General features: G+C 64.1%; 24 protein-coding genes. 7 read left to right on the top strand and 17 right to left on the bottom strand.

Going from position 1 to position 22,723, the window contains the following annotated elements; genetic code table 11:
* Nucleotides 1–5: 5 nt before the first annotated feature.
* The 5 genes from hcaB to J3D46_RS03460 all read right to left on the bottom strand — a co-directional run bounded on the left by hcaB (nucleotide 6) and on the right by J3D46_RS03460 (nucleotide 4,459).
* A complete protein-coding gene (gene hcaB, locus J3D46_RS03440; protein WP_253465124.1) occupies nucleotides 6–857 on the bottom strand; it encodes a 3-(cis-5,6-dihydroxycyclohexa-1,3-dien-1-yl)propanoate dehydrogenase in 852 nt (283 codons plus the stop codon).
* A gap of 66 nt (nucleotides 858–923) precedes the next feature.
* The gene (locus J3D46_RS03445; protein ID WP_231340376.1) at nucleotides 924–1,493 is read right to left on the bottom strand and encodes a 3-phenylpropionate/cinnamic acid dioxygenase subunit beta; all 570 of its coding nucleotides are present in this window, start codon (nucleotides 1,491–1,493) and stop codon (nucleotides 924–926) included.
* 27 nt (nucleotides 1,494–1,520) lie between these two features.
* On the bottom strand, nucleotides 1,521–2,732 hold the full coding sequence (locus J3D46_RS03450; RefSeq protein WP_253465127.1) for an NAD(P)/FAD-dependent oxidoreductase: 1,212 nt from the start codon (nucleotides 2,730–2,732) through the stop codon (nucleotides 1,521–1,523).
* A 31-nt stretch (nucleotides 2,733–2,763) separates the two neighbouring features.
* Nucleotides 2,764–3,105 carry a non-heme iron oxygenase ferredoxin subunit gene (locus J3D46_RS03455; protein WP_231340374.1) on the bottom strand — a complete coding sequence of 114 codons (342 nt, stop codon included), beginning with the start codon at nucleotides 3,103–3,105 and terminating at the stop codon, nucleotides 2,764–2,766.
* Nucleotides 3,098–4,459 (bottom strand): aromatic ring-hydroxylating dioxygenase subunit alpha, encoded by a 1,362-nt coding sequence (locus tag J3D46_RS03460; protein WP_231340373.1) that lies wholly within the window; start codon nucleotides 4,457–4,459, stop codon nucleotides 3,098–3,100. Before J3D46_RS03460 ends, J3D46_RS03455 begins: the two co-directional genes overlap by 8 nt.
* Before the next feature lie 378 nt (nucleotides 4,460–4,837).
* Here J3D46_RS03460 and J3D46_RS03465 point away from each other — a divergent pair, with 378 nt between their 5' ends.
* The 7 genes from J3D46_RS03465 (at nucleotide 4,838) to J3D46_RS03495 (ending at nucleotide 11,083) form a co-directional block, all read left to right on the top strand.
* Nucleotides 4,838–6,205 (top strand): MFS transporter, encoded by a 1,368-nt coding sequence (locus J3D46_RS03465; RefSeq protein ID WP_231340372.1) that lies wholly within the window; start codon nucleotides 4,838–4,840, stop codon nucleotides 6,203–6,205.
* 135 nt (nucleotides 6,206–6,340) lie between these two features.
* On the top strand, nucleotides 6,341–6,793 hold the full coding sequence (locus tag J3D46_RS03470) for a PaaI family thioesterase (RefSeq protein WP_231340371.1): 453 nt from the start codon (nucleotides 6,341–6,343) through the stop codon (nucleotides 6,791–6,793).
* A 116-nt stretch (nucleotides 6,794–6,909) separates the two neighbouring features.
* Nucleotides 6,910–7,851, top strand: a complete 942-nt coding sequence (locus J3D46_RS03475) for a 3-carboxyethylcatechol 2,3-dioxygenase (RefSeq protein WP_231340370.1) — start codon at nucleotides 6,910–6,912, stop codon at nucleotides 7,849–7,851.
* A complete protein-coding gene (locus tag J3D46_RS03480) occupies nucleotides 7,851–8,663 on the top strand; it encodes a 2-keto-4-pentenoate hydratase (protein ID WP_253465129.1) in 813 nt (270 codons plus the stop codon). Before J3D46_RS03475 ends, J3D46_RS03480 begins: the two co-directional genes overlap by 1 nt.
* An 8-nt stretch (nucleotides 8,664–8,671) precedes the next feature.
* A complete protein-coding gene (locus J3D46_RS03485; RefSeq protein WP_231340368.1) occupies nucleotides 8,672–9,610 on the top strand; it encodes an acetaldehyde dehydrogenase (acetylating) in 939 nt (312 codons plus the stop codon).
* 2 nt (nucleotides 9,611–9,612) lie between these two features.
* The gene (gene dmpG, locus J3D46_RS03490) at nucleotides 9,613–10,635 is read left to right on the top strand and encodes a 4-hydroxy-2-oxovalerate aldolase (protein WP_231340367.1); all 1,023 of its coding nucleotides are present in this window, start codon (nucleotides 9,613–9,615) and stop codon (nucleotides 10,633–10,635) included.
* Nucleotides 10,636–10,738: 103 nt separating this feature from the next.
* A complete protein-coding gene (locus J3D46_RS03495) occupies nucleotides 10,739–11,083 on the top strand; it encodes an iron chaperone (protein WP_231340366.1) in 345 nt (114 codons plus the stop codon).
* On the opposite strand, the gene J3D46_RS03500 is transcribed toward J3D46_RS03495, so the two are convergent.
* The 12 genes from J3D46_RS03500 to J3D46_RS03555 all read right to left on the bottom strand — a co-directional run bounded on the left by J3D46_RS03500 (nucleotide 11,084) and on the right by J3D46_RS03555 (nucleotide 22,567).
* Entirely contained in the window at nucleotides 11,084–11,887 is an 804-nt protein-coding gene (locus J3D46_RS03500) for an IclR family transcriptional regulator C-terminal domain-containing protein (RefSeq protein WP_231340365.1), read from the bottom strand.
* Nucleotides 11,888–12,005: 118 nt separating this feature from the next.
* Nucleotides 12,006–12,674 carry a 3-oxoacid CoA-transferase subunit B gene (locus tag J3D46_RS03505; protein ID WP_231340364.1) on the bottom strand — a complete coding sequence of 223 codons (669 nt, stop codon included), beginning with the start codon at nucleotides 12,672–12,674 and terminating at the stop codon, nucleotides 12,006–12,008.
* Nucleotides 12,675–12,676: 2 nt separating this feature from the next.
* Nucleotides 12,677–13,363, bottom strand: a complete 687-nt coding sequence (locus J3D46_RS03510) for a 3-oxoacid CoA-transferase subunit A (protein WP_231340363.1) — start codon at nucleotides 13,361–13,363, stop codon at nucleotides 12,677–12,679.
* Nucleotides 13,364–13,377: 14 nt separating this feature from the next.
* Nucleotides 13,378–14,592 carry a thiolase family protein gene (locus tag J3D46_RS03515; protein WP_231340362.1) on the bottom strand — a complete coding sequence of 405 codons (1,215 nt, stop codon included), beginning with the start codon at nucleotides 14,590–14,592 and terminating at the stop codon, nucleotides 13,378–13,380.
* A gap of 36 nt (nucleotides 14,593–14,628) precedes the next feature.
* Entirely contained in the window at nucleotides 14,629–15,075 is a 447-nt protein-coding gene (gene pcaC / locus J3D46_RS03520; protein WP_231340361.1) for a 4-carboxymuconolactone decarboxylase, read from the bottom strand.
* Complete coding sequence (locus tag J3D46_RS03525) at nucleotides 15,072–15,875, bottom strand: alpha/beta fold hydrolase (protein WP_231340360.1); 804 nt, start codon at nucleotides 15,873–15,875, stop codon at nucleotides 15,072–15,074. Before J3D46_RS03525 ends, pcaC begins: the two co-directional genes overlap by 4 nt.
* Complete coding sequence (locus J3D46_RS03530) at nucleotides 15,868–17,286, bottom strand: lyase family protein (protein WP_231340359.1); 1,419 nt, start codon at nucleotides 17,284–17,286, stop codon at nucleotides 15,868–15,870. The genes J3D46_RS03525 and J3D46_RS03530 overlap by 8 nt, the downstream gene beginning before the upstream one ends.
* Complete coding sequence (gene pcaG / locus J3D46_RS03535) at nucleotides 17,283–17,876, bottom strand: protocatechuate 3,4-dioxygenase subunit alpha (protein WP_231340358.1); 594 nt, start codon at nucleotides 17,874–17,876, stop codon at nucleotides 17,283–17,285. Before pcaG ends, J3D46_RS03530 begins: the two co-directional genes overlap by 4 nt.
* Nucleotides 17,877–17,880: 4 nt before the next feature.
* Nucleotides 17,881–18,750, bottom strand: coding sequence for a protocatechuate 3,4-dioxygenase subunit beta (pcaH, locus tag J3D46_RS03540; protein WP_231340357.1), 870 nt, complete (start codon nucleotides 18,748–18,750; stop codon nucleotides 17,881–17,883).
* Between the two features lie 53 nt (nucleotides 18,751–18,803).
* The gene (locus J3D46_RS03545; RefSeq protein ID WP_253465132.1) at nucleotides 18,804–20,678 is read right to left on the bottom strand and encodes a bifunctional sugar phosphate isomerase/epimerase/4-hydroxyphenylpyruvate dioxygenase family protein; all 1,875 of its coding nucleotides are present in this window, start codon (nucleotides 20,676–20,678) and stop codon (nucleotides 18,804–18,806) included.
* A complete protein-coding gene (locus J3D46_RS03550; protein WP_231340355.1) occupies nucleotides 20,678–21,592 on the bottom strand; it encodes a shikimate dehydrogenase in 915 nt (304 codons plus the stop codon). Before J3D46_RS03550 ends, J3D46_RS03545 begins: the two co-directional genes overlap by 1 nt.
* A 204-nt stretch (nucleotides 21,593–21,796) precedes the next feature.
* Nucleotides 21,797–22,567: an IclR family transcriptional regulator gene (locus tag J3D46_RS03555; protein WP_231340354.1), complete on the bottom strand. Its 771-nt coding sequence runs from the start codon at nucleotides 22,565–22,567 to the stop codon at nucleotides 21,797–21,799.
* Nucleotides 22,568–22,723 lie beyond the last annotated feature (156 nt).

Here is a 22,723-nt window from a genome sequence, read left to right on the forward strand (position 1 = left end):
GCACGTCACAGCTCATCACCGCCCGCCGCGGTCGTCCCGAAACCGCGAACAGCGATGCCGCCATCCACCGGAATGATGGCACCAGTAACGTTGCTGGAATTCTGCCGGGAAGCCAAGAGGACGTACGGGCCCGTAAAGTCCTTGGGATCAACCGAGGCGTCGTGCAGCGGAATCAATGGATTGTTTCCGGTGACAGTGCTCCGCGCAAAGGACTGCGAGATGGAGCGGTCATTGAGGCCAATGGACTCCGGTCCGCGGAGGTCGGTGTTCATCCCGCCCACCGCCACGCCATTAACCCGGACCTTCGGGGCAAGTTCGTAAGCCAACTGATTGACCAGGCCACGGCAAGCAAACTTGGACGCCGTGTAGACAGGACCACCGCCGGCCGTATGGAAGGAGGCGTTGGATAAGGTCATCACAATGGAACCCCGGGTCTTGACCAGTTCGCGCCACGCCGCCTCCACGGACAGGAGGTAGCCCTTGACGTTGATGGCAAAGAGCTCATCAAACGCTTCCGAAAGCTCTGCACCCGTCAGCTTGGTGACCGAGCGGTTGTAGTCCCAGATTCCTGCGTTGGGGACCAGCACGTCCAGCTTGCCGAAGTGCTGGACCGTTCGTTCCACAGCCTCGTGCAGCGACCCCGAATCCCTGACATCTCCTGCCAACGGCAGAATCCGCTCACCAGCACCAGTGGCGTCAGCCATGGCCTTCAGTTTGTCCAGGTCCCTCCCGAAAATCGCTACTGACGCACCCTCGGCAAGGAACCGTTCTGCCACTGCCCGGCCAATGCCCGAGCCTCCACCGGTGACCAAGGCAACATCGCCGTTGAGCCACCCCGCGGATTGGTTTTCACTCATTTTTACCTCTCTGCCGCAGCAACGACCCGCCCAGCGCCGGGCCTCCTGTGAAATTAGTGAAGGACGCTAGAAGAACGTGCTGAGGTTTTTGGCCTGAAGAACATTTGCGTCGAAGAGCAACTCGCGCCGCGCCACGCGGAAACTGCCGTCCGGCTGAATCCGGAGAATATCCGTCCGGCCACCAGCGTAGATGTCAGTTTCCGTCTGGAGGCGGTTCCTGTAGACCAGGAATGCGCTCCTGACCTTGAGCTCTCCCCCAGCAGTAATCCGCACGGTGACATTCGAGATCAGATGGCGGGTACGTGAGGGCGGATCTTCTGCCCATGCCATCCCGGAATCGTAGCGCCGGATGCGCCAGGCAAGGGATTCCTTGGTCTCGTCGAAGTACGCGGCTTCGCCCGGGGCCCCAATGGACAGGGCCGCTTGGCGGCGGAGCCGGTTGGTGCGCAACGGAGCCCAGTAGCTGAGGTCTTCGTCGAAGATTTCCAGCCAGTCGGCAAACCGTCCATCATCCAGCAGTTCCGCCTCATGGAAATAAAACTGTTGGACGCGGTAGGCCAGCGTTGCATCGGCCAGGCCACCCTCGATGTCGTCCACGGCTTGGGCAGCCGCCGCCGCAATAACATGTTCGGTCATGGGTTCACGCTTCCTTAAGCTGTGGGACTACCGTGCGAGTTTCTTGAGATCAATGGACGGATCCGCCAGCTGCTTCGGATCCACTCGAATCCGGCGATCAATGATGCGGCGGGCGGCCCGAACAGCCAGGCCCCCGTCCACCGCGGCGCAGCCAGCCAAGTAGCCCCCGACGTCGAGCTTGAAGACGACGGCGGGTTCGCCGTCCTTCTCGCGGACGATCGTGGCCCCTTCTCCTGTCATGCTGCCCACGCCCTCAACATGGACCCCGTGGCGATCGGACCAGAACCAGCTGGCGCCGTGCTCCGGCAGATCGTCCCCCACAAGTGCGGCAGCCGCCGTCGCGCCTGTTTTCATGGCGTGCTCCCAGTGCTCGGCCCGGCGCAGCAACGTTCCATTCGCGAGCCGGACGCGTGAGCTGTCCCCCACGGCGTAAACGTTGGGGTGCGTGGTCCGCTGGGACTCATCCACCAGCGTTCCATTGTCCGTCTCCAGGCCCGCAGACTCGGCCAACGCGGTTTCGGGGACGATGCCGATGCCCACCAGTACAGCGTCGGCCGTGATGGTGTGTCCCGATTCAAGAGTGACCTTGTGGCCCGTGGCATCAACAGTGATGGACGTGGGTACTCCCGTCACCACCTCAACACCATTGGCCGGGTGCATCGCGTGAAGGCGACGGGCCAGCTCGGGGCCAACCGCAGGAACCAACGGAGGGTCCACGGGATCGATCAAGACAACATCGGCACCGAAGGGCAACGCCGATGACGCTACCTCGGCGCCAATCAGGCCGGCCCCAATGATCGCCAGGCGGGAACCCGGAACCAACAGGGAACGCAGGCGGTCGGCATCATCGCGGGTACGCAACTCCAGAACCGAGGGGAGGTCTCCGCCCGGAATGGGCAATCGACGCGCAGTCCCCCCGGTTGCCAGGACCACCTTGTCACTGGTGATCCGGCGCCCATCCTCGAGGACAACAGTCCCCTCGTCCGACCGGAGGGCAGCAACAGTGCCCGTGACGATGTCCACGTGGTGTTCAGCGAACCAGGTCCGCCCCGCCAGCTGGATGTCCTCTTGGCTGCGCGCGCCGAGCAGGTAGTCCTTGCTGAGGGGCGGGCGGTCGTACGGAACCCCGGCGGGGTCGATGATGGTCAGGGCGCCCGTAAACCCCCGGCCCCGAAGCTCCTTGGCAACGGTGAAGCCGGACATTCCGCCGCCCACGATCGTGACTGATGCCAGCGTCATGGTTTTGTCCTCTCAAGGGTTCCACGCACGTCTAAACCACGGCGTCGATGTTTGGGTACAGCAGAAGCTCGCCATCCCGGACTTCAACCATGTGCGTGCGGGCCGGAAGAGTGGCCGGCAGGCAAAGGGCCGAGCCGGACTTCAAGCAGAACTTGGCCGAATGCACGGGGCATTCCACCTCCGTACCTTCGATCCAGCCGTCAGCCAAGGACGCCGTCTCATGGGTGCAGGTGTCGTTCAAGGCGTAGAAGTTGCCATCCTCGGCGTGGAACACCGCGATGTCCTGGTCCGTGCCGTTGGTACCGGCGGGAACCACTGTTGCTTCGCCCTGCTCGATGTCCCCGGCGGTACCGATGCTGATAGCTTCATTCATTGCTTGCTCCTACAGTGTTCTCGTGCCAGGCGGGTTGGTTCATCAGCGCCGCCCAATGTCGGTAGAAGGACCGTCCTGCAGCGTCTGAATACAGCTCGCTGGTCTCGCCAGGATAGGTGCCGTCGTGGCGTTCACTGCCAATCCCCATCTGGAAGTTCAGAGGCACCTGGTTAGTGACGAAACCACCGGAAATGGCTTGGATCTCGGACCAGTTCTCGCCGTCGTCGGCCTCGAAGATTCCCGACGGCCCGAAGGTTCTGAGGTTGTAGAGGCGCTGGGCATCCTTGACGTCGTCCGGCATTGACTTGTCCACCAGAATCCACGCCCACACCTCGATCTTGTTGGGGCCCTTGGGGTGCCACACACGGATGGAGCCGTTGACGGGCAGGTACGAGAAAGACGGAAACACCGTAGCGTGGCCGGTAGTCAAGGGGCCCTCGACAGCGGCATCACCCAACCGCTCCCGCAGAGCCTGGTAATCGTAGTAGTCGTGAACGGCCTCGGCGTCGAAGCGGGACTTGGGGTGCGTAGGAAAACCAGCCCCGTGGCCCTTCGGCGAGAGGAACTGGCGGCCGGGAGTCTCAGCAACCTCCGGTTTTGGTCCCCGCCCGGTGGGGGACATCACCATGAGGGCCGAAGCATGGGACATATTGACGTGGTACCAGTCTGTGGCGAACTGTTCAGCGGCCAGCTTCCAGTTTCCTTCCAGCTCCCATTTCATGACCCCGCCCATGACCTCGGTTCCCTCCGGGTCCCTGTCCAGCATGGCGTCCAGGTAGTACCGCATGTCTCCCAGGGCTTCTTCGAGGGGTTCCGCAGCGGGGTCCCAGTTTCCAAAGAGCAAGCCCTTGTACTCAGCAACGTTGGGAACATCGATGAGGCCCCAGTCCTTCTTGTCGAAGTCCTCTGGATATGCCTTCTCATTCGGCACCGATTGAAGGGCACCCGCAAGGTCGAAGGACCATCCGTGGTAGGTGCAGGTGAACATCTTGGTGGCACCGGCATCTGCCCGGCTCAGCCTGACGCCGCGGTGCCGGCAGGCATTCAAATAGGCCCTGATGGACTTGGATTTGTCCATGGTGACGATCACGGGATCCTCGCCCATGAAGGTGGTGAAGAAGTCTCCGGGTTTGGTGAACTGGCTCGTGTGCGCCAGGAACAGCCAACTGCGTGCAAAGATGCGGCGCAGTTCCTGCTGGTAAATGCCGGTGTCCGAATAGATGGACCTGTCGATGAGCCCGGCTGCGGCGTCCACCAGTGGCGAGACGTCAATGTTCGCCGTCATGGAAGCCGGCCGGGGCATCCGGCCGATGGCTGCATGTGCTTGTGACGGGCAGGAGTCCGTGGTGGTCATGGGTGGGCCCTTCGTTCACATCGAAGAATTGGGTGTTCGTCCCATGGGACACGAAAGCCGACACCCCGCACTAGCTGCCGTGCCGAACCCCGGAACAGCGGGCACTGTCAATCACGCATGCCCGGCATGGTTCCCCACCTAGCGGCCCGCCTATCGGAGCCCACGCCGCTCCTTGAACGCTGCCACTCCCTCGGCACCATCGGCTGAACCCAGCACGGCGGCTCCGGCCGAGGGCGTCGATGAGCTGGCTGGCCAGCATGTATGCAGCATTTGTGCCGCCGTACGGAACGTGGCATTGGTCACACGTGCCGTCCGGACCCATTGTCAACGTGATCTCTGAATCCGTCCACTGATAGATCCCACCCCCTGGAGCATGCAATGACGCAATACCCCACTCCCCCGCCGCCTGCGGCCACCGGGAAGAAGGACACCCGCCGCGCGCTGGTCTCCAGCTTCCTTGGTTCCACCGTTGAGTACTACGACTTCCTGTTGTACGGTGCGGCTGCCGGCTTGGTCTTTCCCAAGCTGTTCTTCCCGGCGGACATGGACCCGGGCCTGGGTACCGCGCTTTCGTTCGTGATTCTCCTTGCCGGATACCTCTCCCGGCCTATCGGTGGTGTCCTGTTTGGCCACTTCGGTGACAAGTTCGGCCGCAAGAACATGCTCTTCATCACGCTCATGATGATGGGCTCCGTATCCATCGCCATCGGCCTCATGCCCACCTACCAGGCCATCGGCGTGGCTGCGCCGCTCACCCTGGTGCTGCTCCGGGTGGTCCAGGGCCTGGCCGTCGGAGGCGAATGGGCCGGCGCCACACTCATGGCAGCAGAACACGTCAAAGAGAAGAACCGCGGCTTTGCGGCATCCATCGCAGTGACTGGCGGGCCCACGGGATCGGTGCTGGCAACCTTGGTCCTGGGAATCTTCGCGGGGCTGCCCGATGATGCCTTCCTTAGCTGGGGGTGGCGTATCCCGTTCCTGCTCTCCGCCGCCCTGGTGGTGATCGGCCTCTACCTCCGATACCGGGTCACTGAATCACCCGATTTCGAGCGGGCCAGGGCTGCCGGCGAGGTCCACACCGGGGTTCCCATCGTCCGGGTGCTCAAGAAGTACCCTCTATCCACGTTCTACGGCATCATGGCTGCTGCAGGACCGTTGTTCATGCAGGCCCTCCTCGCGGTCTGGGCAGTTCCCTACGTCGCGGCCCAAGGCGTGGTGTCACGCCAGGACGCACTCATGATGCTGACCTTCTCGTCATTCCTGCATATCTTCGCCATCCCGTTCTTCGCCTGGCTTTCGGACAAGTTCGGCCGCCGGCCCGTCATGCTGGCCGGAGCTGCCGTGTCAGTGGTCCTCGTCTTCCCGATGTTCGCCCTCTTCAATTCCGGCAGCTACTGGTTGGTGGCGTTGGCGTTCGTTGTGGGAAATCCGATCATTCAAGCGTCCATGTATGGCCCCATCGGAGCCTTCCTGGCCGAAAAGTATGAGACCCAGGACCGCTACACGGGCGTTTCGCTCAGCTTCCAACTGGGCTCAGTAATTGGCGCGGGAACGGCACCCCTCATGGCAACCATGCTCATGGGCCTCTCCAACGGCGCCACAACGGACAACATCGCCTGGTACTTCATCCTTCTGATCGCCATCGCTGCCCTGTGCGTCTTCCTGTCCAAGGAAACCAGAAGCAGTGCGCGGCAGCAGGCTGAAGAGCCCTCCACGGGATCCGGGGAACAGGCCTCCGTCCGCTGACGACAGCGACGATCGGCGGACGCAGCCGTGTTCCGCCTACCGGCACCCGCCCTGCCACGGCGGGTGCCGCCGTCGTTAGCCTGATCCCGAACCACGGGGGCCGCCGGACGGCCCCACTCACACCAGGAGCGCACCATGGGCCACCCCGCTTCCCTTGAGGAATTCCAAACTTTCGTAGGCGAGTTCACCTCCAAACGAGGTTTCGATGACATCGCTGCGACTCTTCAGCTGGAACCTCACGCCGTCACCGAAGACACCGTGAGCATGTCCATGCCGCTGCAGGAGTCATACGCCCAAGCCTCCGGGCTGTTCTCTGCCGCTGCGCTCTTCGGCGCAGCGGACATCACCGGCACCCTGCTGGCCATGCAGACCTACGCAGGCAGCGGGCAGTTCCCCTTGGCTGTGCAGTCGAGCGTCAACTTCCTGTCCAATTCCCAGGCGTCTCCGGCCATCGCCACGGCACGGATCCTCCGCGGCGGCAACACCGTAGCCGTGGCCGAAGTGGGCGTGACGGACGCGGACGGAAAAGCCCTGATGCACTCCACCTTTACCTACGCCATCAAGGAGCGCCGCCTGGGCACCACGTAGGCCCCCGCCCGCCGTACCACCCTGCGGAACATACGCCTGACGGATGGTTATCCGCAGGGGTGCAATGGAACCCACAAGCAGCTGCCCCGGCAGCACATCCCACAAAAGGAGTCGTCATGAACCAGGCACTGGTGTGCATGTCGCACAGCCCCCTGCTGGAACACACGAACCCGCCCGCCGACGTCAAAGCCGCCGTCGAGTCAGCCTTCGATCACGTCCGCGGGTTTGTTTTGGATTTCGAGCCCGACCTCGTGGTCAACTTCGGCCCGGACCACTACAACGGCTTCTTCTACGACCTGATGCCGCCCTTCTGCATCGGCTACGAAGCTTTTGGGACCGGTGACTACGACTCCTTCGCCGGGAAGCTGGACGTCCCCACGGACATCGCGGAACGGCTGGCCCAGTATGTGATCGATCAGGACATCGATACCGCCATTTCCCGCCAAATGGAGGTGGACCACGGCGCTGTGCAGCCCCTGGAAAACATCTACCGCGGCGATGTCGGCGGCCGCCAGGTGATCCCCATCTTCATCAACTCTGTAGCCCCGCCGTTCTCCAAAATGGCCCGCGTCCGCCGCTTCGGCACCGCCGTCGGCGAATTCTTCAGGGACCTCGACAAGAGGGTACTGTTCATCGGCTCCGGTGGCCTCTCCCACGACCCTCCTGTTCCACAGATCGCCACGGCCACGGAGGAACAGCGCGCGTTGCTACTCAACGGACGGCACCCAACAGCGGAGGCCCGTGCCGCCCGGCAAGCGCGAACCATCGCCACGGCAGAGGCGTTCGCGCGGGGCGAGGCGGACATCATGGACCTCAATCCCGACTGGGACCGGGCCTTCCTGAAGGTCTGTGCATCAGGCGACGTTGCCGGTTTCGACGCCTACGAAGCGGCGGAAATGAACCGGGTGGCCGGCCATTCCTCACACGAAGTCCGCACATGGGTTGCCGCTTACTCGGCACTGCGTGCCTGTGGTGAGTACAACGTCACCTACGAGTTCTACAAACCCATCAAGGAATACATTGCCGGCTTCGGAGTCACGACGGCGGTGCTGCGGTAATGGCCAACGTCACCACCGCCACTGGTCGCCAAGAGGACCAGCTGGCCGCCGTGGGCGCGGAGCTGCTGGCAGCCAGCGAGTCGTTGATCCCCGTTCCCCCCTTGCGGGACCGGGTACCCGGCATGACCCTTCAGGATGCGTACACCGTCCAGCAGTACCAACTTCACCATCACCTTGCCCGGGGCCGCGTCCTGGCAGGCCGCAAAGTGGGGCTGACGTCGTGGGCCATACAACAGCAGTTGGGTGTCGATTCACCGGATTTCGGGTACTTCTTCGAAGACATGGTCCACCACCACGGGGCGGAGATCCCGGCGTCGCACTTTATTCAGCCCAAGGTGGAACCCGAGTTTGGCTTTGTCCTGAAGACGACACTGGCAGGCCCCGGGGTGACCCGGGGTCAAGCCGCGGCCGCGATCGAGGCGGTCTATCCGGCCATTGAAATCATCGACTCCCGCATCACCGATTGGGACATCAAGCTGGTGGATACCGTGGCGGACAATGCGTCCTGTGGAGCGATCGCGGTGGGCTCGGTCCCCCTGCCGGTGTCCGTGGATGCCCTGGGCTCAGTCACGTGCGATCTCCTGATCAACGGTGAGGTCCGCGAAAGCGGCACCGGCGGGGCCGTCATGGGCGATCCCGTCATTCCTTTGGCCTGGCTGGCAAACATCCTGGGCCAGCAAGGTGTGCCCTTGGAGGCCGGCCAACTCATCCTGCCCGGTTCCTTCACCAAGGCGCTGCCGGTGGTAGCCGGAGAATCCGCGACGGCCGACTTTGGTGCGCTGGGCGCGCTGACAATCCATTTCACAGATTAGGGAATTCCATGGCTAAGAAAACCGCCGCGATCGTCGGATCGGGCAATATCGGCACGGACTTGATGTTCAAACTCATGCGCCGCAGCAACAACGTCGAGGTCAAGTACATGATTGGCGTAGACCCCGCGTCGGACGGCCTCGCCCGTGCAGCACGCTTGGGCATCACTACGTCCGCAGAGGGCGTCGACTGGCTGCTGTCGCAGGACGAACTCCCGGACTTCGTCTTCGAATGCACTTCAGCCAAAGCCCACCAGGCCAACGCTCCCAAGTACAAGGCTGCGGGGATCCACGCGATCGACCTGACGCCGGCCGCCGTCGGCCCTTACCTATGCCCGGTGGTGAACCTGGACTCCTTGGAAGACGTGCTGAACGTCAACATGATCACCTGCGCCGGACAGGCAACCACGCCGATCGTCGCCGCGGTGTCCTCCGTGGTCCCCGTAGACTACGCCGAGATTGTTGCCTCCATCGCCTCCAAATCCGCTGGCCCCGGCACCCGGGCCAACGTGGACGAGTTCACCGAAACCACGGCCAAGGCATTGGAGGAGGTTGGTGGGGCTGCCCGCGGTAAAGCCATCATCATCATCAACCCTGTGGAACCGCCCATGATCATGCGCAACACGATCTACGCCTCCATTCCCGCTGAAGCTGCCCAGGCTGGTGAATTGCGGGACAAGATCCGTGCCGCCATCAGCACGGCCGTCTCAGCCATCCAGGAGTATGTGCCCGGTTACTCGCTCCGCGTCGAGCCTCAGTTCGATGCCGCTCGTGAGGACTGGAACGGCAACGGCCGTGTGGGTATCTGGGTGCAAGTGGTGGGGGCGGCAGACTACCTTCCCGAATACGCCGGCAACCTGGACATCATCACGGCTGCGGCCACGAGGACAGCTGACCTGCTGGCCGAGCGTATGGACGCCGCCGTTACCCCTTCAGCCGTAGGAGCATGACCATGACCAGCGCACCCGAACTGAGTGTCCGACTCACTGACACCACCCTGCGCGATGGCTCCCATGCCATGAGCCACAAATTCACCGAAGAACACGTCCGGTCAGTGGTCCGGGCCTTGGACGACGCCAAGGTGGAGGTCATTGAGGTCACCCACGGCGACGGCCTGGGTGGTTCCTCCTTCAACTACGGGTTCTCCCTGACCCCCGAGCTGGACCTGGTGCGGGCAGCGGTGGATGAGGCGAAGAACGCCAGGATCGCAGTGCTCATGCTCCCCGGTTTGGGAACTATCCACGATCTCAACGCAGCCCACCAGGCCGGCGCCCAGGTCGCAAGGATCGCCACCCACTGCACCGAAGCTGACGTCTCCATCCAACACTTCCAGCACGCCCGCCAGCTTGGCATGGAGACGGTCGGATTCCTCATGCTCTCGCACCGCATCACCCCTGCGCAGCTCGCGCAGCAGGCCCGGATCATGGCCGATGCCGGCTGCCAGTGCGTCTACGTGGTGGACTCAGCCGGTGCCCTGATCCTGGACGACGTCACGGAACGGGTTTCCGCCCTGGTGGCGGAGCTCGGAACTGACGCCCAGGTGGGCTTCCACGGCCACCAGAACCTGAGCTTCGGGGTGGCCAATTCGGTGTACGCGGCCCGCGCCGGTGCCAAGCAAATCGACGGGACACTCCTTGCCTTGGGCGCCGGGGCCGGTAACTCCCCCACGGAAGTCCTGGCAGCGGCTTTCGAGCGCCTGAATATACAGACCGGCGTGGACGTTCACGCCGTGATGGCGGCGGCCGAAGATGTGGTCAAACCCTTTGTCACCCGCATGCCGGTCATGGACCGCGCGTCCATCATGCAGGGATACGCGGGCGTCTACTCATCTTTCCTCATCCATGCCGAACGCGCAGCTGAACGCTATGGCGTCCCGGCATGGCAGATTCTCGAGGAAATCGGCAAGGCCGGTTACGTTGGCGGTCAGGAAGACATGATCGTCGATGTCGCGGTGAGCCTGGCGGGAGCGAGCTAAAAGCCCGCTCAACCGTTGACGCCGGGTGGCTGCCTCACAAAGGCCGCCATCCGGCGTCGTTCATCTCTGGCTTCGCGGGCGGGCGTGGTGAACCATGGTTCCTATGGGTACCGTCACCGAATATCTCGAGAGCGTCAGCGAGGGCAACCGCGCCATTCTAGAGCGGATCGTTGGGATCGCCCGTGAGTTGGCCCCCGATGCCGAAGAAGGCGTCAGCTACGGCATGCCCGCACTGATGGTTGATGGCAAGGGCTTTCTGAGTGTGCTCGAAACCAAGAAGCACCTGGCACTGTATCCGTTCAGCGGACAGATCCTGCCGGAAATGTCGGAGGAGTTGGGCGGTTACTCCTGGTCCCCCGGGACGTTGCGGTTCTCGGCGGACAATCCCGTGCCGGACTCGTTGGTGCGCCGGATCCTCGAGACGCGGTTGGCAGCGATCCGGAAGTAGTCAGTGTTTTGCCGACACGTCCTGCGAGATCGCGTTGGCGGTGGCCACGACTTCCTGTCGCACTGACTCGAGGTACTTTTCCGGGTCAGGTTGCGCGGCGACGGCTTGGGCCTGCAGTGAGACGTTGATGGCCGCAACGTTGTCGCCGTTGTTGTGGTTCCACACCGGGGCTGCGATGGACATCAGCCCGATTTCGAGCTCTTGGTCGAGCAGGCACCAGCCTTGCGCACGGACGCGTTCGACGGCGGCCCTCAAGTCGGGCACGCTGGCGACGGTTCGCGGCGTGAGCGGGGTGAGTTCCGCCGTCGTGAGGTAAGCCTCCAGCTTGGCCTGCGGCAATCCGGCGAGCAGGACGCGGCCCATGGACGTGGCGTACGCGGGGAAGCGCGTGCCGACGGTGATCCCGACGTTCATGATCCGGCGCGTGGCCACGCGGGCCACGTAGAAGATGTCCGGGCCGTCCAAGACCGCCGCGGACGTCGACTCCCCCAGCTTCAAGCTGAGCTGCTCCAGGTGCGGCTGGGCCAACTGGGGCAAGGACAACGCCGACAAGTATGAGTACCCGAGCTGCAACACCTTGGCCGTCAGGGCGAAGGTCTTGCCGTCGGTGCGGACGTAGCCCAGCTCAACCAAGGTGTGCAGGAACCTCCGTGCTGTGGCGCGAGTCAGGTCCGTGCGGGCAGCGACTTCGCTAAGTGTCATCACGGGGTTGTTCGCGTCGAATGCCCGGATCACTGCGAGCCCACGGGCCAGCGACTGAACGTACTGGTCGCTGGCCTGCGGGGTAACTGCGGAATCGCTCATGGATACCAATCCTAGGGTGCGTTGCGGGGCCCAAACTTGCGGGGCCTACTCTGCACGCTACGTACACCAAATAACGCGCAAAGCCGGCCTCGCAACGAGGAGCCCAAACTTGCGGGGCCTACTCTGCCTTTTTCAGGGGCAGCGGCACGAGTTCCTGGATTTCCTCGAAGGTGCAGCCGAAGGTCTCCCGCACGGTGACGCCGTCGGGCCCTGTGAGGAACACTGCTTTGTCCGTGTACACGCGCGTCACGCAGCCGACGCCGGTCAACGGGTAGGTGCACTGCTCCACCAGCTTGGACACGCCCTCACGTGTCAGGAGCGTCATCATCACGAAAACGTCCTTGGCGCCCGTTGCGAGGTCCATGGCTCCACCAACGGCCGGGATCGCGTCCGGGGCGCCGGTGTGCCAGTTGGCGAGGTCGCCGGTGGCGGATACCTGGAAGGCGCCGAGCACGCAGATGTCCAGGTGCCCACCGCGCATGATCGCGAACGAGTCGGCGTGATGGAAGTACGAGGCTCCGGGCAGTTCGGTGACGGGGATCTTGCCGGCGTTGATGAGATCGCCGTCAATCTCCTCGCCTTCAGCGGCCGGGCCCATGCCGAGCATCCCGTTCTCCGTGTGGAGCGTGATGTTCTGTTCCTCGGTGAGGTAGTTGGACACGAGCGTCGGCTGGCCGATGCCCAGGTTCACGAACGAACCCGGGGCGATGTCGCGGGCCACCAACTGGGCGAGCTCATCGCGGCCCAGCGGCTTCTCGGAGGTCTGGATGCTGGTTTCGGTGCTCATGATCAGGCCACCTGTTCTTTTGTTCCGGCAGAATCGACGCGGACCACGCTGTTGACGTAAATACCGGGTGTCACCACGTTCTCCGGGTCCAGGGAACCCGTGGGCACAATCTCCGAAACCTGCACGATGGTGTGCTTGGCAGCGGCGGCCATGATGGGGCCGAAGTTCCGGGCGGTCTTGCGGTAGACGAGGTTGCCCTTGCCGTCGGCTTTGAGTGCCTTGATCAGGGCGACGTCGGCGTGGATCGGCGTTTCGAACACCTGGCCCCGGCCATCGATAATGCGGGTTTCCTTGCCCTCAGCCAACGTGGTGCCGTAACCGGTCGGAGTGAAGAATCCACCAATACCCGCGCCCGCGGCCCGGATGCGCTCGGCCAGGTTGCCCTGCGGGACCAGCTCCAGCTCGATCTCACCGGCGTGGAACTTGGCGTCGAAGTGCCAGGAATCGGACTGCCGCGGGAAGGAGCAGATCATCTTGCGGACCCGGCCTTCCTTGATCAGCAACGCCAGGCCTTGGTCGCCCTGGCCGGCGTTGTTGTTGACCACGGTGAGATCCTTTGCGCCGCAATCCATGAGGGCGTCGATCAGTTCGAACGGCTGCCCGGCGTTGCCGAACCCGCCGATCATCACGGTGGAACCGTCCTTGATGCCGGCGACAGCCTCGCCCACAGTGTCAATGAAATTCAACATGACTCTTTACCCTTCTATGCCGACGCGCCGGCAGTAACGTTTTCGAGCACCACGGCCAGGCCTTGGCCCACGCCGATGCAGATCGCCGCGACACCCCAGCGCTGGCCGGAGGCCTGCAGGGACCGGGCGAGCGTGCCCAGGATGCGGGTACCGGAAGCACCGAGCGGGTGGCCCATGGCGATCGCGCCACCGTGCTGGTTCACGATTCCGGGGTCGATCCCCCACGCATCAACGCACGCCAGCGATTGCGCGGCGAACGCTTCGTTAAGTTCGACGGCGCCCACCTGGTCCCAGCCGATGCCCGCCTTCGCGAGGGCCTTGTTCGCGGCCTCCACCGGGGCGAACCCGAAGAACTGGGGGTCGTTGCCATGCGCACCGCGGCCGGCGATGCGGGCGAGGGGCTCCAAGCCGAGGATCGAGGAAGCAGCTTCCGAACCGATCCACGCCGCCGAAGCACCATCAGACAAAGGCGAGGCGTTCCCCGCGGTGACCGTACCGCCGTCGGACGCCTCAGACTCGGCCCGGAAAACGGTCTTCAAACCAGCCAGCTTCTCAGCGGAAGAACCGGCACGGATGCCCTCGTCCCGGACAAGGTCGGTGCCCGGCACCGCTGTCACCAAAGCATCGTAGAAGCCTTCGTTCCACGCAGCGTCGGCCAGGTTGTGCGAATCCGCAGCAAACTGGTCCTGGCGTTCCCGGGTGATCCCGTATTTCTCGCGCAGCCGTTCCGTAGCCTCGCCCAGGGAGATGGTCCAGTCCTTGTTCATCGCCGGGTTCACCAAACGCCAACCGAGCGTGGTGGAGGCCAAGGTCATGTCACCGGCCGGGTACGGTTTGGACGTCTTGGGCAGCACCCAGGGCGCACGGGACATGGACTCGGCGCCACCCACCAGCATGAGGTCGGCGTCGCCGGCGTTGATCTGGCGCGAAGCGATGATCGCCGCATCCAGGGACGAGCCGCACAGGCGGTTGACCGAGGTGCCGGGAATCGACACGGGCAATCCAGCCAGCAGCGTCGCCATGCGGGCAACGTTGCGGTTTTCCTCGCCGGCACCGTTGGCGTTGCCGAACACCACCTCGTCGATCCGCTCAACATCCAATCCCGGCGCCCGCTTGACGGACTCACGGACCACGTGGGCGGCAAGGTCATCGGGACGGACAGCAGCAAGGCCGGAGCCGAACTTGCCAAAGGGCGTGCGCACGGCGTCGTACACAAAAGCCTGGTTCATGGGTTTCACTTTCTATCTGCCCGACTAGGGAGGAAATCAGTTGGGTTCGTTGGAGGGGGAAGCCGCGTCGATCTCGGCGAATACTTTCTGGGCCGTCTTGAAGGCCGAGTTGGCCGACGGAACACTGCAATAGATAGCGGTCTGCAGCAGGATTTCCTTGATTTCGTCCCTGCCCAGGCCGTTGTTGAGGGCCGCCCTGACGTGCATGGCGAGCTCCTCCCAGTGACCGTGCGCCACCAGTGCCGTGAGGGTGACGGCGGAGCGCATCTGCCGGCTGAGGCCTGGCCGCGTCCAGATGCCACCCCAGGCGATCCTGGTGATCATGTCCTGGTAGTCCTCGGTAAAGGAATCCTTGTTGGCATTGGCCCGGTCGACATGGGCATCGCCCAGTACTTCACGGCGGACCACCATGCCGGCGTCGTAAATGTCCTGCGCAGTTGCGTCGGGCTGCACGGCACCATTGTGTTCAGAAACAGGGCTCACAGTCCGTTCTCCTTCATAAAGTTGCGCATCAGTTCCGCTACTGCGGCGGGCGCCTCTGCGGGCGCGAGGTGACCGACGCCGTCGAGCGCCACGGCCTCGGCGTAGGAACCGCCGGCGCGGATGGCAGCGGCAGTCTCCTCAGCCATCGACGGCGGCGCTACCTCGTCCGCTACGCCGGCGATCACCTGCGTGGGCACGGTGATGCTGCCGAGGTGCTCGCGGACGTCGAAGGCGGCAAGGGCTTCGCAGCAGAATGAGTAACCAAAGCGGTCGGCATCGCGGAGGGCATGCAGGAGGCGGCTGCTGATCTCCGGCTGGCGGTCCATGAACCCCGGGCCGAACCAACGCTCGGCGGAACCTTGGATCATCACAGGCGTGCCCAGCGTGCGAACCGTTTCGGCGCGTTCCAGCCAGCCCTCGGGGGTGCCGAGCTTGGCACCGCTGCACTGGACGGACAGGCTGCGGAGGCGGTCGCCGTGCTTGATGCCGAGCTGCAGGCCAGTGGCCCCGCCCAGCGAAACGCCCGCGTAGTGGAAGTTCGCGCCCGGGAGTACAGAGTCAACAAGGTCGACGACGGCGTCAGCCAGTTCCGCGACATCGAAACCTTCGGTGGTGGTCGGCGAGATGCCGTGTCCGGGGAGGTCCCAGCCGATGACGTCATAGTCGTCACCCAGGAGGGCCGCGGTTTCCGTCCAGAGAATAGTGGAGGTGCCCAGCGACGGGCCCACCACCAGAAGCGGCTTCGCTCCCAGTTCGCGCTGCGGGGAGAGCAGCACGGCCTTGACAGTTGGCTTAGCCACGAGTGGCTCCCTTCGTTGAGGTTCCGGTGAATTGCGGGTACGCGGCCAGGATCCGTCGGCTGATCTCCTGGGCTTCGCCGAGGTAGCTCGCGGGATCCAGCAGTGCTTCGAGTTCGGCGTCCGTGAGTTTGTCCGCGGGGACGGTTTCGCGCAGCAGCTTGGTGTAGATGCGGGACTGTTCCGCAGCGGGCGCCTTCAGGGTTTCGTCGACGACGGCCTGCAGCTTCTGCTTTCCGTCCTCGCCCAGGAGCGGAGCGACGGCGGCCGCCACACCCTCGCTGAGCAGCAGCGGTCCCGAGATCTCCAGGTTCCTGCGCATGGATTCGGGGAAGACCCTGAGGCCCTCCGTGAGCTCGCGAAGATGTCCAGCGGCTCCCAATGCCAGGGCGAGCAGCTGGCGCAATGCCGGCCATTCGCTGTGCCAGGCACCGTCGGGTCGCTCGTCGTTGAAGGTTGCCGCCGCGAGGTGGAGCTGGGATGCGAGTCCGGGCGCCTGCAATGCGGCACTGCGGATCAGCACTGACAGCACCGGATTCTGCTTCTGCGGCATGGCCGAGGAAACACCCCGCCCGGCAGCCAACGGTTCGCCGAGTTCGGCGACTTCCGGGCGGCTCAGGAACAGGAGATCGGCGGCGATCTTGCCACAGGAATCGATCAGGGCAGCGAGCCCATCGCCGAGTGCCGTGACGGCCAGGCGGTTGGTGTGCCAGGGAGCGGGAGCTGGCGCAAGGCCCAGCTGAGCAGCCAATGCATCGGCAAGCGTAAACGCCGTGGCGGCAGTGCCCGCAGTCAGCTTCGTCGCCGAAGCCAACGTTCCACCCGCTCCGCCACACTGCACCGGCAGTTCCAGGGACCCCAACCGGGCTGCCGCAGCGGCCACACCGTGGAACCACTGCGCAGCCTTGAGCCCGAAGGTATACGGAAGCGCATGCTGTGTCAGGCTCCTGCCCACGCACAGCGTCTCCGCATGCTGTTCCGCCAAGGCGGCGAGCGCCGTCGTAGTGCCTTTCACGTCGACCAGCAGCGCAGCAATTGCGCGGCTGGCGAGCAGCATGAGGGCGGAGTCCAGGACGTCCTGGCTGGTCAGCGAGGTGTGGACTGCCCTGCCGGCGATTCCTGCAGAATCCAAGGACTTCACGCGGGCTCGGAGATCCCCGAGAAGGGGGATCACCGGGTTGGCGCCGCCTTGGGCGCGCTCCGCTACCGAAAGAACGTCGTAGGAACCGGCATCGGCGGCTTCGGCCACCACGGCGGCGGATCCGGCGGGGACAAGTCCCGCGTCCTCGAGGACGGCAGCCCAGGAGGCTTCGACGTCGAGAATTGCCGCGATCACGGCACGGTCGCCCGTCAGCGCCACCACAGCGGGCGACGCCGAGACGGGGCTAAGGAGGCCGAAGTCGCCGTCGGTCATGCCTGGTTTTCCGTAGTGATGTCGAGCGAACCGTCCTGCTGGAAGTCCAGGAACACGGTCTCGTCGCCGCCCTGCAGGCGGATGTCCCAGGTGAGGCCGCCATCGGCATCACGGCGTGCAATCAACGTCTTGCGGCGCTCCGGATCCAAGGAGCTCAGCAGGGGATCGTTGGCCAGTGCTTCCTCATTTTCCGGCAGGTACACGCGGGTGAAGAGGCGGTTCATGAGGCCGCGGGCGAAGACGGCTACCGAGATGAACGCCGCAGCGCCGGGAGCCGTGGGCCCTGGGTTGACCGTGGTGAAGGTGTACACGCCGGAGTTGCCAACGGCGCCGCGGCCCCAACCGGTGAAGGTGTAGCCGTCGCGGACCAGGGAGCCGGTGCGCTGGACGATGTTGCCCTCGGAGTCCGGCTGCCAGATCTCGAGGATGGCGTCCGGAATGGTGTTTCCGGCGCCGTCATACACGGTGCCCTGGAGGCGGATGCTTCCGGGGCTGCCCGGTGCCAGGAGTTCGTTGTCCTTGTCATAGGGAAGGGCGTAGCCGTAGAAGGGGCCTACGGTCTGGCCCGGTGTGGGTGCCAGCTTGCTCATGCGCTTACTCCTCGTCCCCGGCGTCGCCGTATGCTTCGTTTTCGGTCCAGGTCCGCTTGGAACCGGTCAGGATGATGTCCCACTTGTAGCCGAGGGCCCATTCGGGGCTGGTGAGCTCGTGGTCGTACTGCGCCACCAGGCGGTCGCGGGCGTCCTGGTCCACGATCGACTGGTAGATGGGGTCCAGCGGGAAGAGCTGGTCGCCCGGGAAGTACATCTGGGTGACGATGCGCTGCGTGAACTCCGAGCCGAACATGGAGAAGTGGATGTGCGCCGGGCGCCAAGCGTTGAGGTGGTTCTTCCACGGGTACGCGCCGGGCTTGATGGTGGTGAAGCTGTACGAGCCGTCCTCGCCCGTGATGCAACGGCCGACGCCGGTGAAGTTCGGGTCCAGCGGTGCAGGGTGCTGATCGCGTTTGTGGATGTAGCGGCCGGATGCGTTGGCCTGCCAGATCTCCACGAGCTGACCGGCCACCGGGCGGCCGTCGCCATCGAGGACACGGCCGGCGACGATGATCCGCTCGCCCTGCGGTTCCCCGTTGTGCTGGATGGTCAAGTCCGATTCCAGCGCGTGCACGTCCTGGTGTCCGAAGGCCGGTGAGTAGAGCTCGATGGTCTCCGGGTCCGCGTGGTGCAGGCTCTTGGTGGGGTGGCGCAGGATGCTGCTGCGGTACGGCGCGTAGTCCAGGCGCGGCATGGTCTCGGGACTTTTGCCGTTCTTCAGGGCCTCGGCGTAGCGATCCCCGATGCCCTTGATCTCAGCACTGAGATCCGCCTGGGTTTCCACTTTCTTGGAATCATGCGCGGCGTGAGGCTCAGCGGCTGGCACGAGTTCCTCGGATTCAAGCGCCTGTGCTGTCTGTTCTTGCGGCACGGCCGGCTCCTTTCGGTTGATGGGTTCTCTTTGTTTGCGGGGCGGCGGCGGGGTTACACCCGGTGGAGCGAGTCGTATTGGACGGCGTGGCGCACCGGGGCGTTGGGCGCCCCATAACCGTCATAGCTGCCCCGACGTTCCACCATTTCGAAGAACACACTGCCCACGGTGGCGGTGTAGAAGTGGAGGAATTCGCCGTTGGCGTCCCGGTCATACAGGAGGTTGAGCTCCTTGAGGGTGCCCAGGAACCCGGGTTCAAGATCGAACCGGGCGTCCAGGTCCTCGTAATAGTTGGCCGGAATCTGCAGGAACTCAAGGCCACGGTCGCGGGCTGACCTGGCCGTGGCCACGAGGTCGTCCACGGCGAAGGCGATGTGTTCCTGATACGTTTTGCGAGCTGTTTCCTGGGCTTGCTGGGCGGGCGCAAGGTTGAGGACCAGCCTGACCGCGCCGTTGCTTGTCTCCATGACCTGCGAGCGAACCAGTCCGCTGGGGCTGGGAACCTCCGCGAACGGCTGCGGTTCCAAGGCCAAAGCGCTGGTGTAGAAGAGGACGGCTTCATCGAAGTGCTGCCACGGCTGGGCGAGGTTGACGTGGTCGATGACCGCGTTCCGTTGCGCTGCGGAGTGTTCCAGGCCCTCGCCGAACTCGTGCGTCCATGCCGCGGTGCCGTCCGGGCTGCCCTGGCAGAGGAAGATCTCGGTGGAGTCCGGGGCTGAGATGCCTTGGAAGACTTCCTCGTCTGCCTGGACTTTGCGGGCCACCACGGGCGCCTTGAGTTGCTGGGCGCGAGCGGAGGCAATCACGGGAGAGTCGACGTCGAACCCCAAAGCGGCGATAGCCGGTTCCGAGTGCGAGGCCGCTTGTTCGTTGATGATCACGCGGGCCTGGCCCATGGTCCACAGCTGGACATCCTTGGTGCGGTGGCGGCCCTCGAAGCCGAACCCGAGCTGGCCCAGGAGCTTCTCGAGCTGCGCGGTGTCGTCAGCCTTGACTTCGGCGAAGTTGAAGCCGGCGGGTTCGTTCACCTTGGGCAGCGTGGCCAGTTCCATGGGATAACGACGGCGGGACGCGCTTCCGTTGCCGGCTGCGGTTTCACGGGAGGTGCTTGCGAGCCATTTGGCGCTCTGCTCCTCCAGCCAGATCAGGGAGCGCATGGCGTCAACGGCGGTGCGTTCGGTGTCGGACTGCCGGAAAACGTCATTGAAGACTTCCAGGGACACCGGGCCCGTATACCCCGCGCGGACCACGTGGCCCATGAACTTGGCGAGCTCGAACTGGCCTTCGCCCGGGAACACGCGGTAGTGACGGCTCCAGGACAGCACATCCATGGAGAGCTTGGGGGCGTCTGCAACCTGGACGAAGAAGATCTTCTCCGCGTTGATGTCCTCAATGGGCGCAGTGTCCCAGTAGCGGGACAGGATGTGGAAGGAGTCCAGGCACGTGCCCAGGTTGGGGTGGTCCACCATTTCCACCAGGCGGTACGCGTGCTCGTAGTCGTTGACGTACTTGCCCCAGGCCAGCGCTTCGTAGGCGACCTTGACGCCGTGATCCCCGGCCAGCCCGGCGAGTTCGGCCAGCTGGGAAGCGCGGAGTTCGTCGTCGTCGATTGTTGCCGTGGCTACGTTGGAGCACACCAGGATGGTGTCCATGCCCAGGCGGGACATGAGCTTGAACTTGGCCTCCGCCCGGCGAAGGTTGGCCTTCAGCAGGTCCGGAGTGACGCCGTCGAAATCCCGGAACGGCTGGTAAAGATCAAGGCCCAAGCCAAGATCTGCAGCCATGCTCCGGACTTCCTCCGGACTGTGCGGGGACGTGACGAGGTCTTGCTCGAAGATCTCGATGCCGTCGAAACCCGCAATCGCGCAGGCCTGCATCTTCTCCTTCAGCGTGCCGGACAGGCAGACCGTGGCGATTCCGGTGCGCATCAGTGGCCCGCCTTCGTCAGCTCGGGGGCCAGCGCGGCCGCGGCGTCTTCCACGGCGATCAGTTCCAGGAAGTGCGACCGCATCCGTTCGCGGTTGGCTTCCCGCCCGGTGATGAGCTGGAAGGCATCCGCCGCCTGGCCGACTGCCATGCGACCGCCGTCCAGGACATCGCAGCCCTTGGCGCGTGCTTCGCGGACCAGTTGCGTTTCGATGGGGCGGTAGACGATGTCGGCCACCCAGTGGCGCGGTTCCAGCAGTTCGATGTCCAAGGGAAGACCCGGGTGGGCCGCCATGCCGATGGGAGTGCAGTGCACCAGGCCGTCGGCGAGGGGCATGACCTGGCTCAGCTCGCTGGTGCTCCGCGGCGTGACAGTGGCTTCCGGAAAGAGCCCGCCGAGTTCGGAGGCACGTTCTGCGGCGCGGGCGGGATCCATGTCCACGAGGTCCAGCGTGCCGACGCCGGCCTTGAGGAGCGCATAGGCAACGGCGGAGCCGGCACCGCCTGCACCGAGCTGGACCACGCGGTCCAGCTTCGCGTCCGGCAGTCCGGTGGCGAGCGCAGCGCCGAAGCCGGAGAAGTCCGTGTTGTGGCCGATCAGCCGACCGTCCTGGATGAGGACCGTATTGACGGCACCCAGGCGACGGGCGTCGTCGGAAATTTCATCAAGGTGCCCAAGCAACAGCTGCTTGCACGGGTGGGTGATGTTCAGGCCGTTGAAGCCCATGCGCTGTGCTGCGGTCAGGAGATCACCGACGGCGGTGGCCGGCAACGCGAGTTCCAACAGGTCGATGGGGCGGTACAGCAAGCGAAGGCCCTGCACATCGGCTTCACGTTCGTGCATGGGCGGCGTGAGCGAGGGCATGACGCCTTCGCCTATGAGGCCCACCAGAACGGACTCGGCTCGGTTGCTCATCCTAAAGCTCCTTTGACTTCAGCACCGCGGGCTTCTTGCGCTTTTCTGGGGCGCCGCCTGACCGGGTGTTATTTAGACTACTACAAGTGTTCATCTTCCGCACGCATGTTCTTATCGCGAACATTTGCTGGGAGCGCACCCAATCAAGTCGCAGCTCAAGGCGTTATGAGGCCCTAAAACGGCTTTAACTGCGACTCAGTTGGGTCAGCGCTGGGGCAGGCGGGCCGCGAGTTCCGCCGCAGCCTCCTGCAGAGTGGGAACGTGGGCGATGAGTTCCTCCAGGGTCAGGCGGAAGACGGGCACAGCGACGGCCACGGAGGCGAAGGCGTGGCCCTGGGAGTTCAGAACCGGCACAGCAACAGCACGCATGCCAATCTCGTTCTCCTCATCCATCACCGCGTAGCCCTGCCGGCGTACCTGCTCGATCTCCGCCCGGAACGCGTCGCGGTCAGTGATGGAATGTTCCGTGAGTGGATCCAGGGGCAGCTCCTCCAGGAGGCGCTTCCGCTCGATCTCTTCTTCGAACGCCACAATGGCCTTGCCTACCGACGTCGTATGCAGTGCACCCAGATGGCCGGGATCGCTGGTGACGCGGAAGGTCTTGGGGCCATCCACCTTATTGACCGTCAGATGATGGTTGCCGTCGCGGACGGACAGGATGGTGGCCTCATGCGTGCGCTCGGTAACGCGCTGCAGGACCGGCAAGGCAGTGGCGGCGAAACCGTGATGATTGGAAACCCTCTGACCGAGCTGGAACACGCGCAATCCCAGGTGGTAGCGGCGGCCATCAGGCTCGTAATCCACAAAGCCGTCGCGCGTCAGCGAGCCCAGCAGGCGATAGGTGGTGCTGAACGGCAGGCTGGCGCTCCTGGCCAGGTCAGCCGCGCTTGCACCCCGCGGTTCATTGCCCAGAAGTACCAAAAGGCTTAGGGCTTTGCCGACCATGTCGGTCTTTGTGTCCTCTTTCACACTCATAGCTCGATGCTCTCACATAGTGAGAGCTATTTCTAGATGGTGGTGACATCTCTTGACAAGTGACCCCACTCACAGCCAGTATTGCTGTATTGCACAAGTAGCTCTCACCATGTGGTTACTTTCGGGATGATCCGGCCGCACCTCGTTCTGGTCTTC

This window comes from Paenarthrobacter sp. A20, from assembly GCF_024168825.1.
Lineage (GTDB): Bacteria > Actinomycetota > Actinomycetes > Actinomycetales > Micrococcaceae > Arthrobacter.

Excerpts from the sequence above, each read along its gene's own strand:
- J3D46_RS03455 (WP_231340374.1), bottom strand. The coding sequence starts at position 3,105 with ATGAATGAAGCTATCAGCATCGGTACCGCCGGGGACATCGAGCAGGGC.
- J3D46_RS03555 (WP_231340354.1), bottom strand. The coding sequence starts at position 22,567 with ATGAGTGTGAAAGAGGACACAAAGACCGACATGGTCGGCAAAGCCCTA.
- J3D46_RS03460 (WP_231340373.1), bottom strand. The coding sequence starts at position 4,459 with ATGACCACCACGGACTCCTGCCCGTCACAAGCACATGCAGCCATCGGC.
- J3D46_RS03510 (WP_231340363.1), bottom strand. The coding sequence starts at position 13,363 with ATGTTGAATTTCATTGACACTGTGGGCGAGGCTGTCGCCGGCATCAAG.
- hcaB (WP_253465124.1), bottom strand. The coding sequence starts at position 857 with ATGAGTGAAAACCAATCCGCGGGGTGGCTCAACGGCGATGTTGCCTTG.
- J3D46_RS03500 (WP_231340365.1), bottom strand. The coding sequence starts at position 11,887 with ATGAGCGATTCCGCAGTTACCCCGCAGGCCAGCGACCAGTACGTTCAG.
- J3D46_RS03465 (WP_231340372.1), top strand. The coding sequence starts at position 4,838 with ATGACGCAATACCCCACTCCCCCGCCGCCTGCGGCCACCGGGAAGAAG.
- J3D46_RS03445 (WP_231340376.1), bottom strand. The coding sequence starts at position 1,493 with ATGACCGAACATGTTATTGCGGCGGCGGCTGCCCAAGCCGTGGACGAC.
- dmpG (WP_231340367.1), top strand. The coding sequence starts at position 9,613 with ATGACCAGCGCACCCGAACTGAGTGTCCGACTCACTGACACCACCCTG.
- J3D46_RS03495 (WP_231340366.1), top strand. The coding sequence starts at position 10,739 with ATGGGTACCGTCACCGAATATCTCGAGAGCGTCAGCGAGGGCAACCGC.
- J3D46_RS03550 (WP_231340355.1), bottom strand. The coding sequence starts at position 21,592 with ATGAGCAACCGAGCCGAGTCCGTTCTGGTGGGCCTCATAGGCGAAGGC.
- J3D46_RS03545 (WP_253465132.1), bottom strand. The coding sequence starts at position 20,678 with ATGCGCACCGGAATCGCCACGGTCTGCCTGTCCGGCACGCTGAAGGAG.
- J3D46_RS03505 (WP_231340364.1), bottom strand. The coding sequence starts at position 12,674 with ATGAGCACCGAAACCAGCATCCAGACCTCCGAGAAGCCGCTGGGCCGC.
- J3D46_RS03515 (WP_231340362.1), bottom strand. The coding sequence starts at position 14,592 with ATGAACCAGGCTTTTGTGTACGACGCCGTGCGCACGCCCTTTGGCAAG.
- J3D46_RS03480 (WP_253465129.1), top strand. The coding sequence starts at position 7,851 with ATGGCCAACGTCACCACCGCCACTGGTCGCCAAGAGGACCAGCTGGCC.
- J3D46_RS03530 (WP_231340359.1), bottom strand. The coding sequence starts at position 17,286 with ATGACCGACGGCGACTTCGGCCTCCTTAGCCCCGTCTCGGCGTCGCCC.
- pcaG (WP_231340358.1), bottom strand. The coding sequence starts at position 17,876 with ATGAGCAAGCTGGCACCCACACCGGGCCAGACCGTAGGCCCCTTCTAC.
- J3D46_RS03485 (WP_231340368.1), top strand. The coding sequence starts at position 8,672 with ATGGCTAAGAAAACCGCCGCGATCGTCGGATCGGGCAATATCGGCACG.
- J3D46_RS03475 (WP_231340370.1), top strand. The coding sequence starts at position 6,910 with ATGAACCAGGCACTGGTGTGCATGTCGCACAGCCCCCTGCTGGAACAC.
- J3D46_RS03450 (WP_253465127.1), bottom strand. The coding sequence starts at position 2,732 with ATGACGCTGGCATCAGTCACGATCGTGGGCGGCGGAATGTCCGGCTTC.
- J3D46_RS03470 (WP_231340371.1), top strand. The coding sequence starts at position 6,341 with ATGGGCCACCCCGCTTCCCTTGAGGAATTCCAAACTTTCGTAGGCGAG.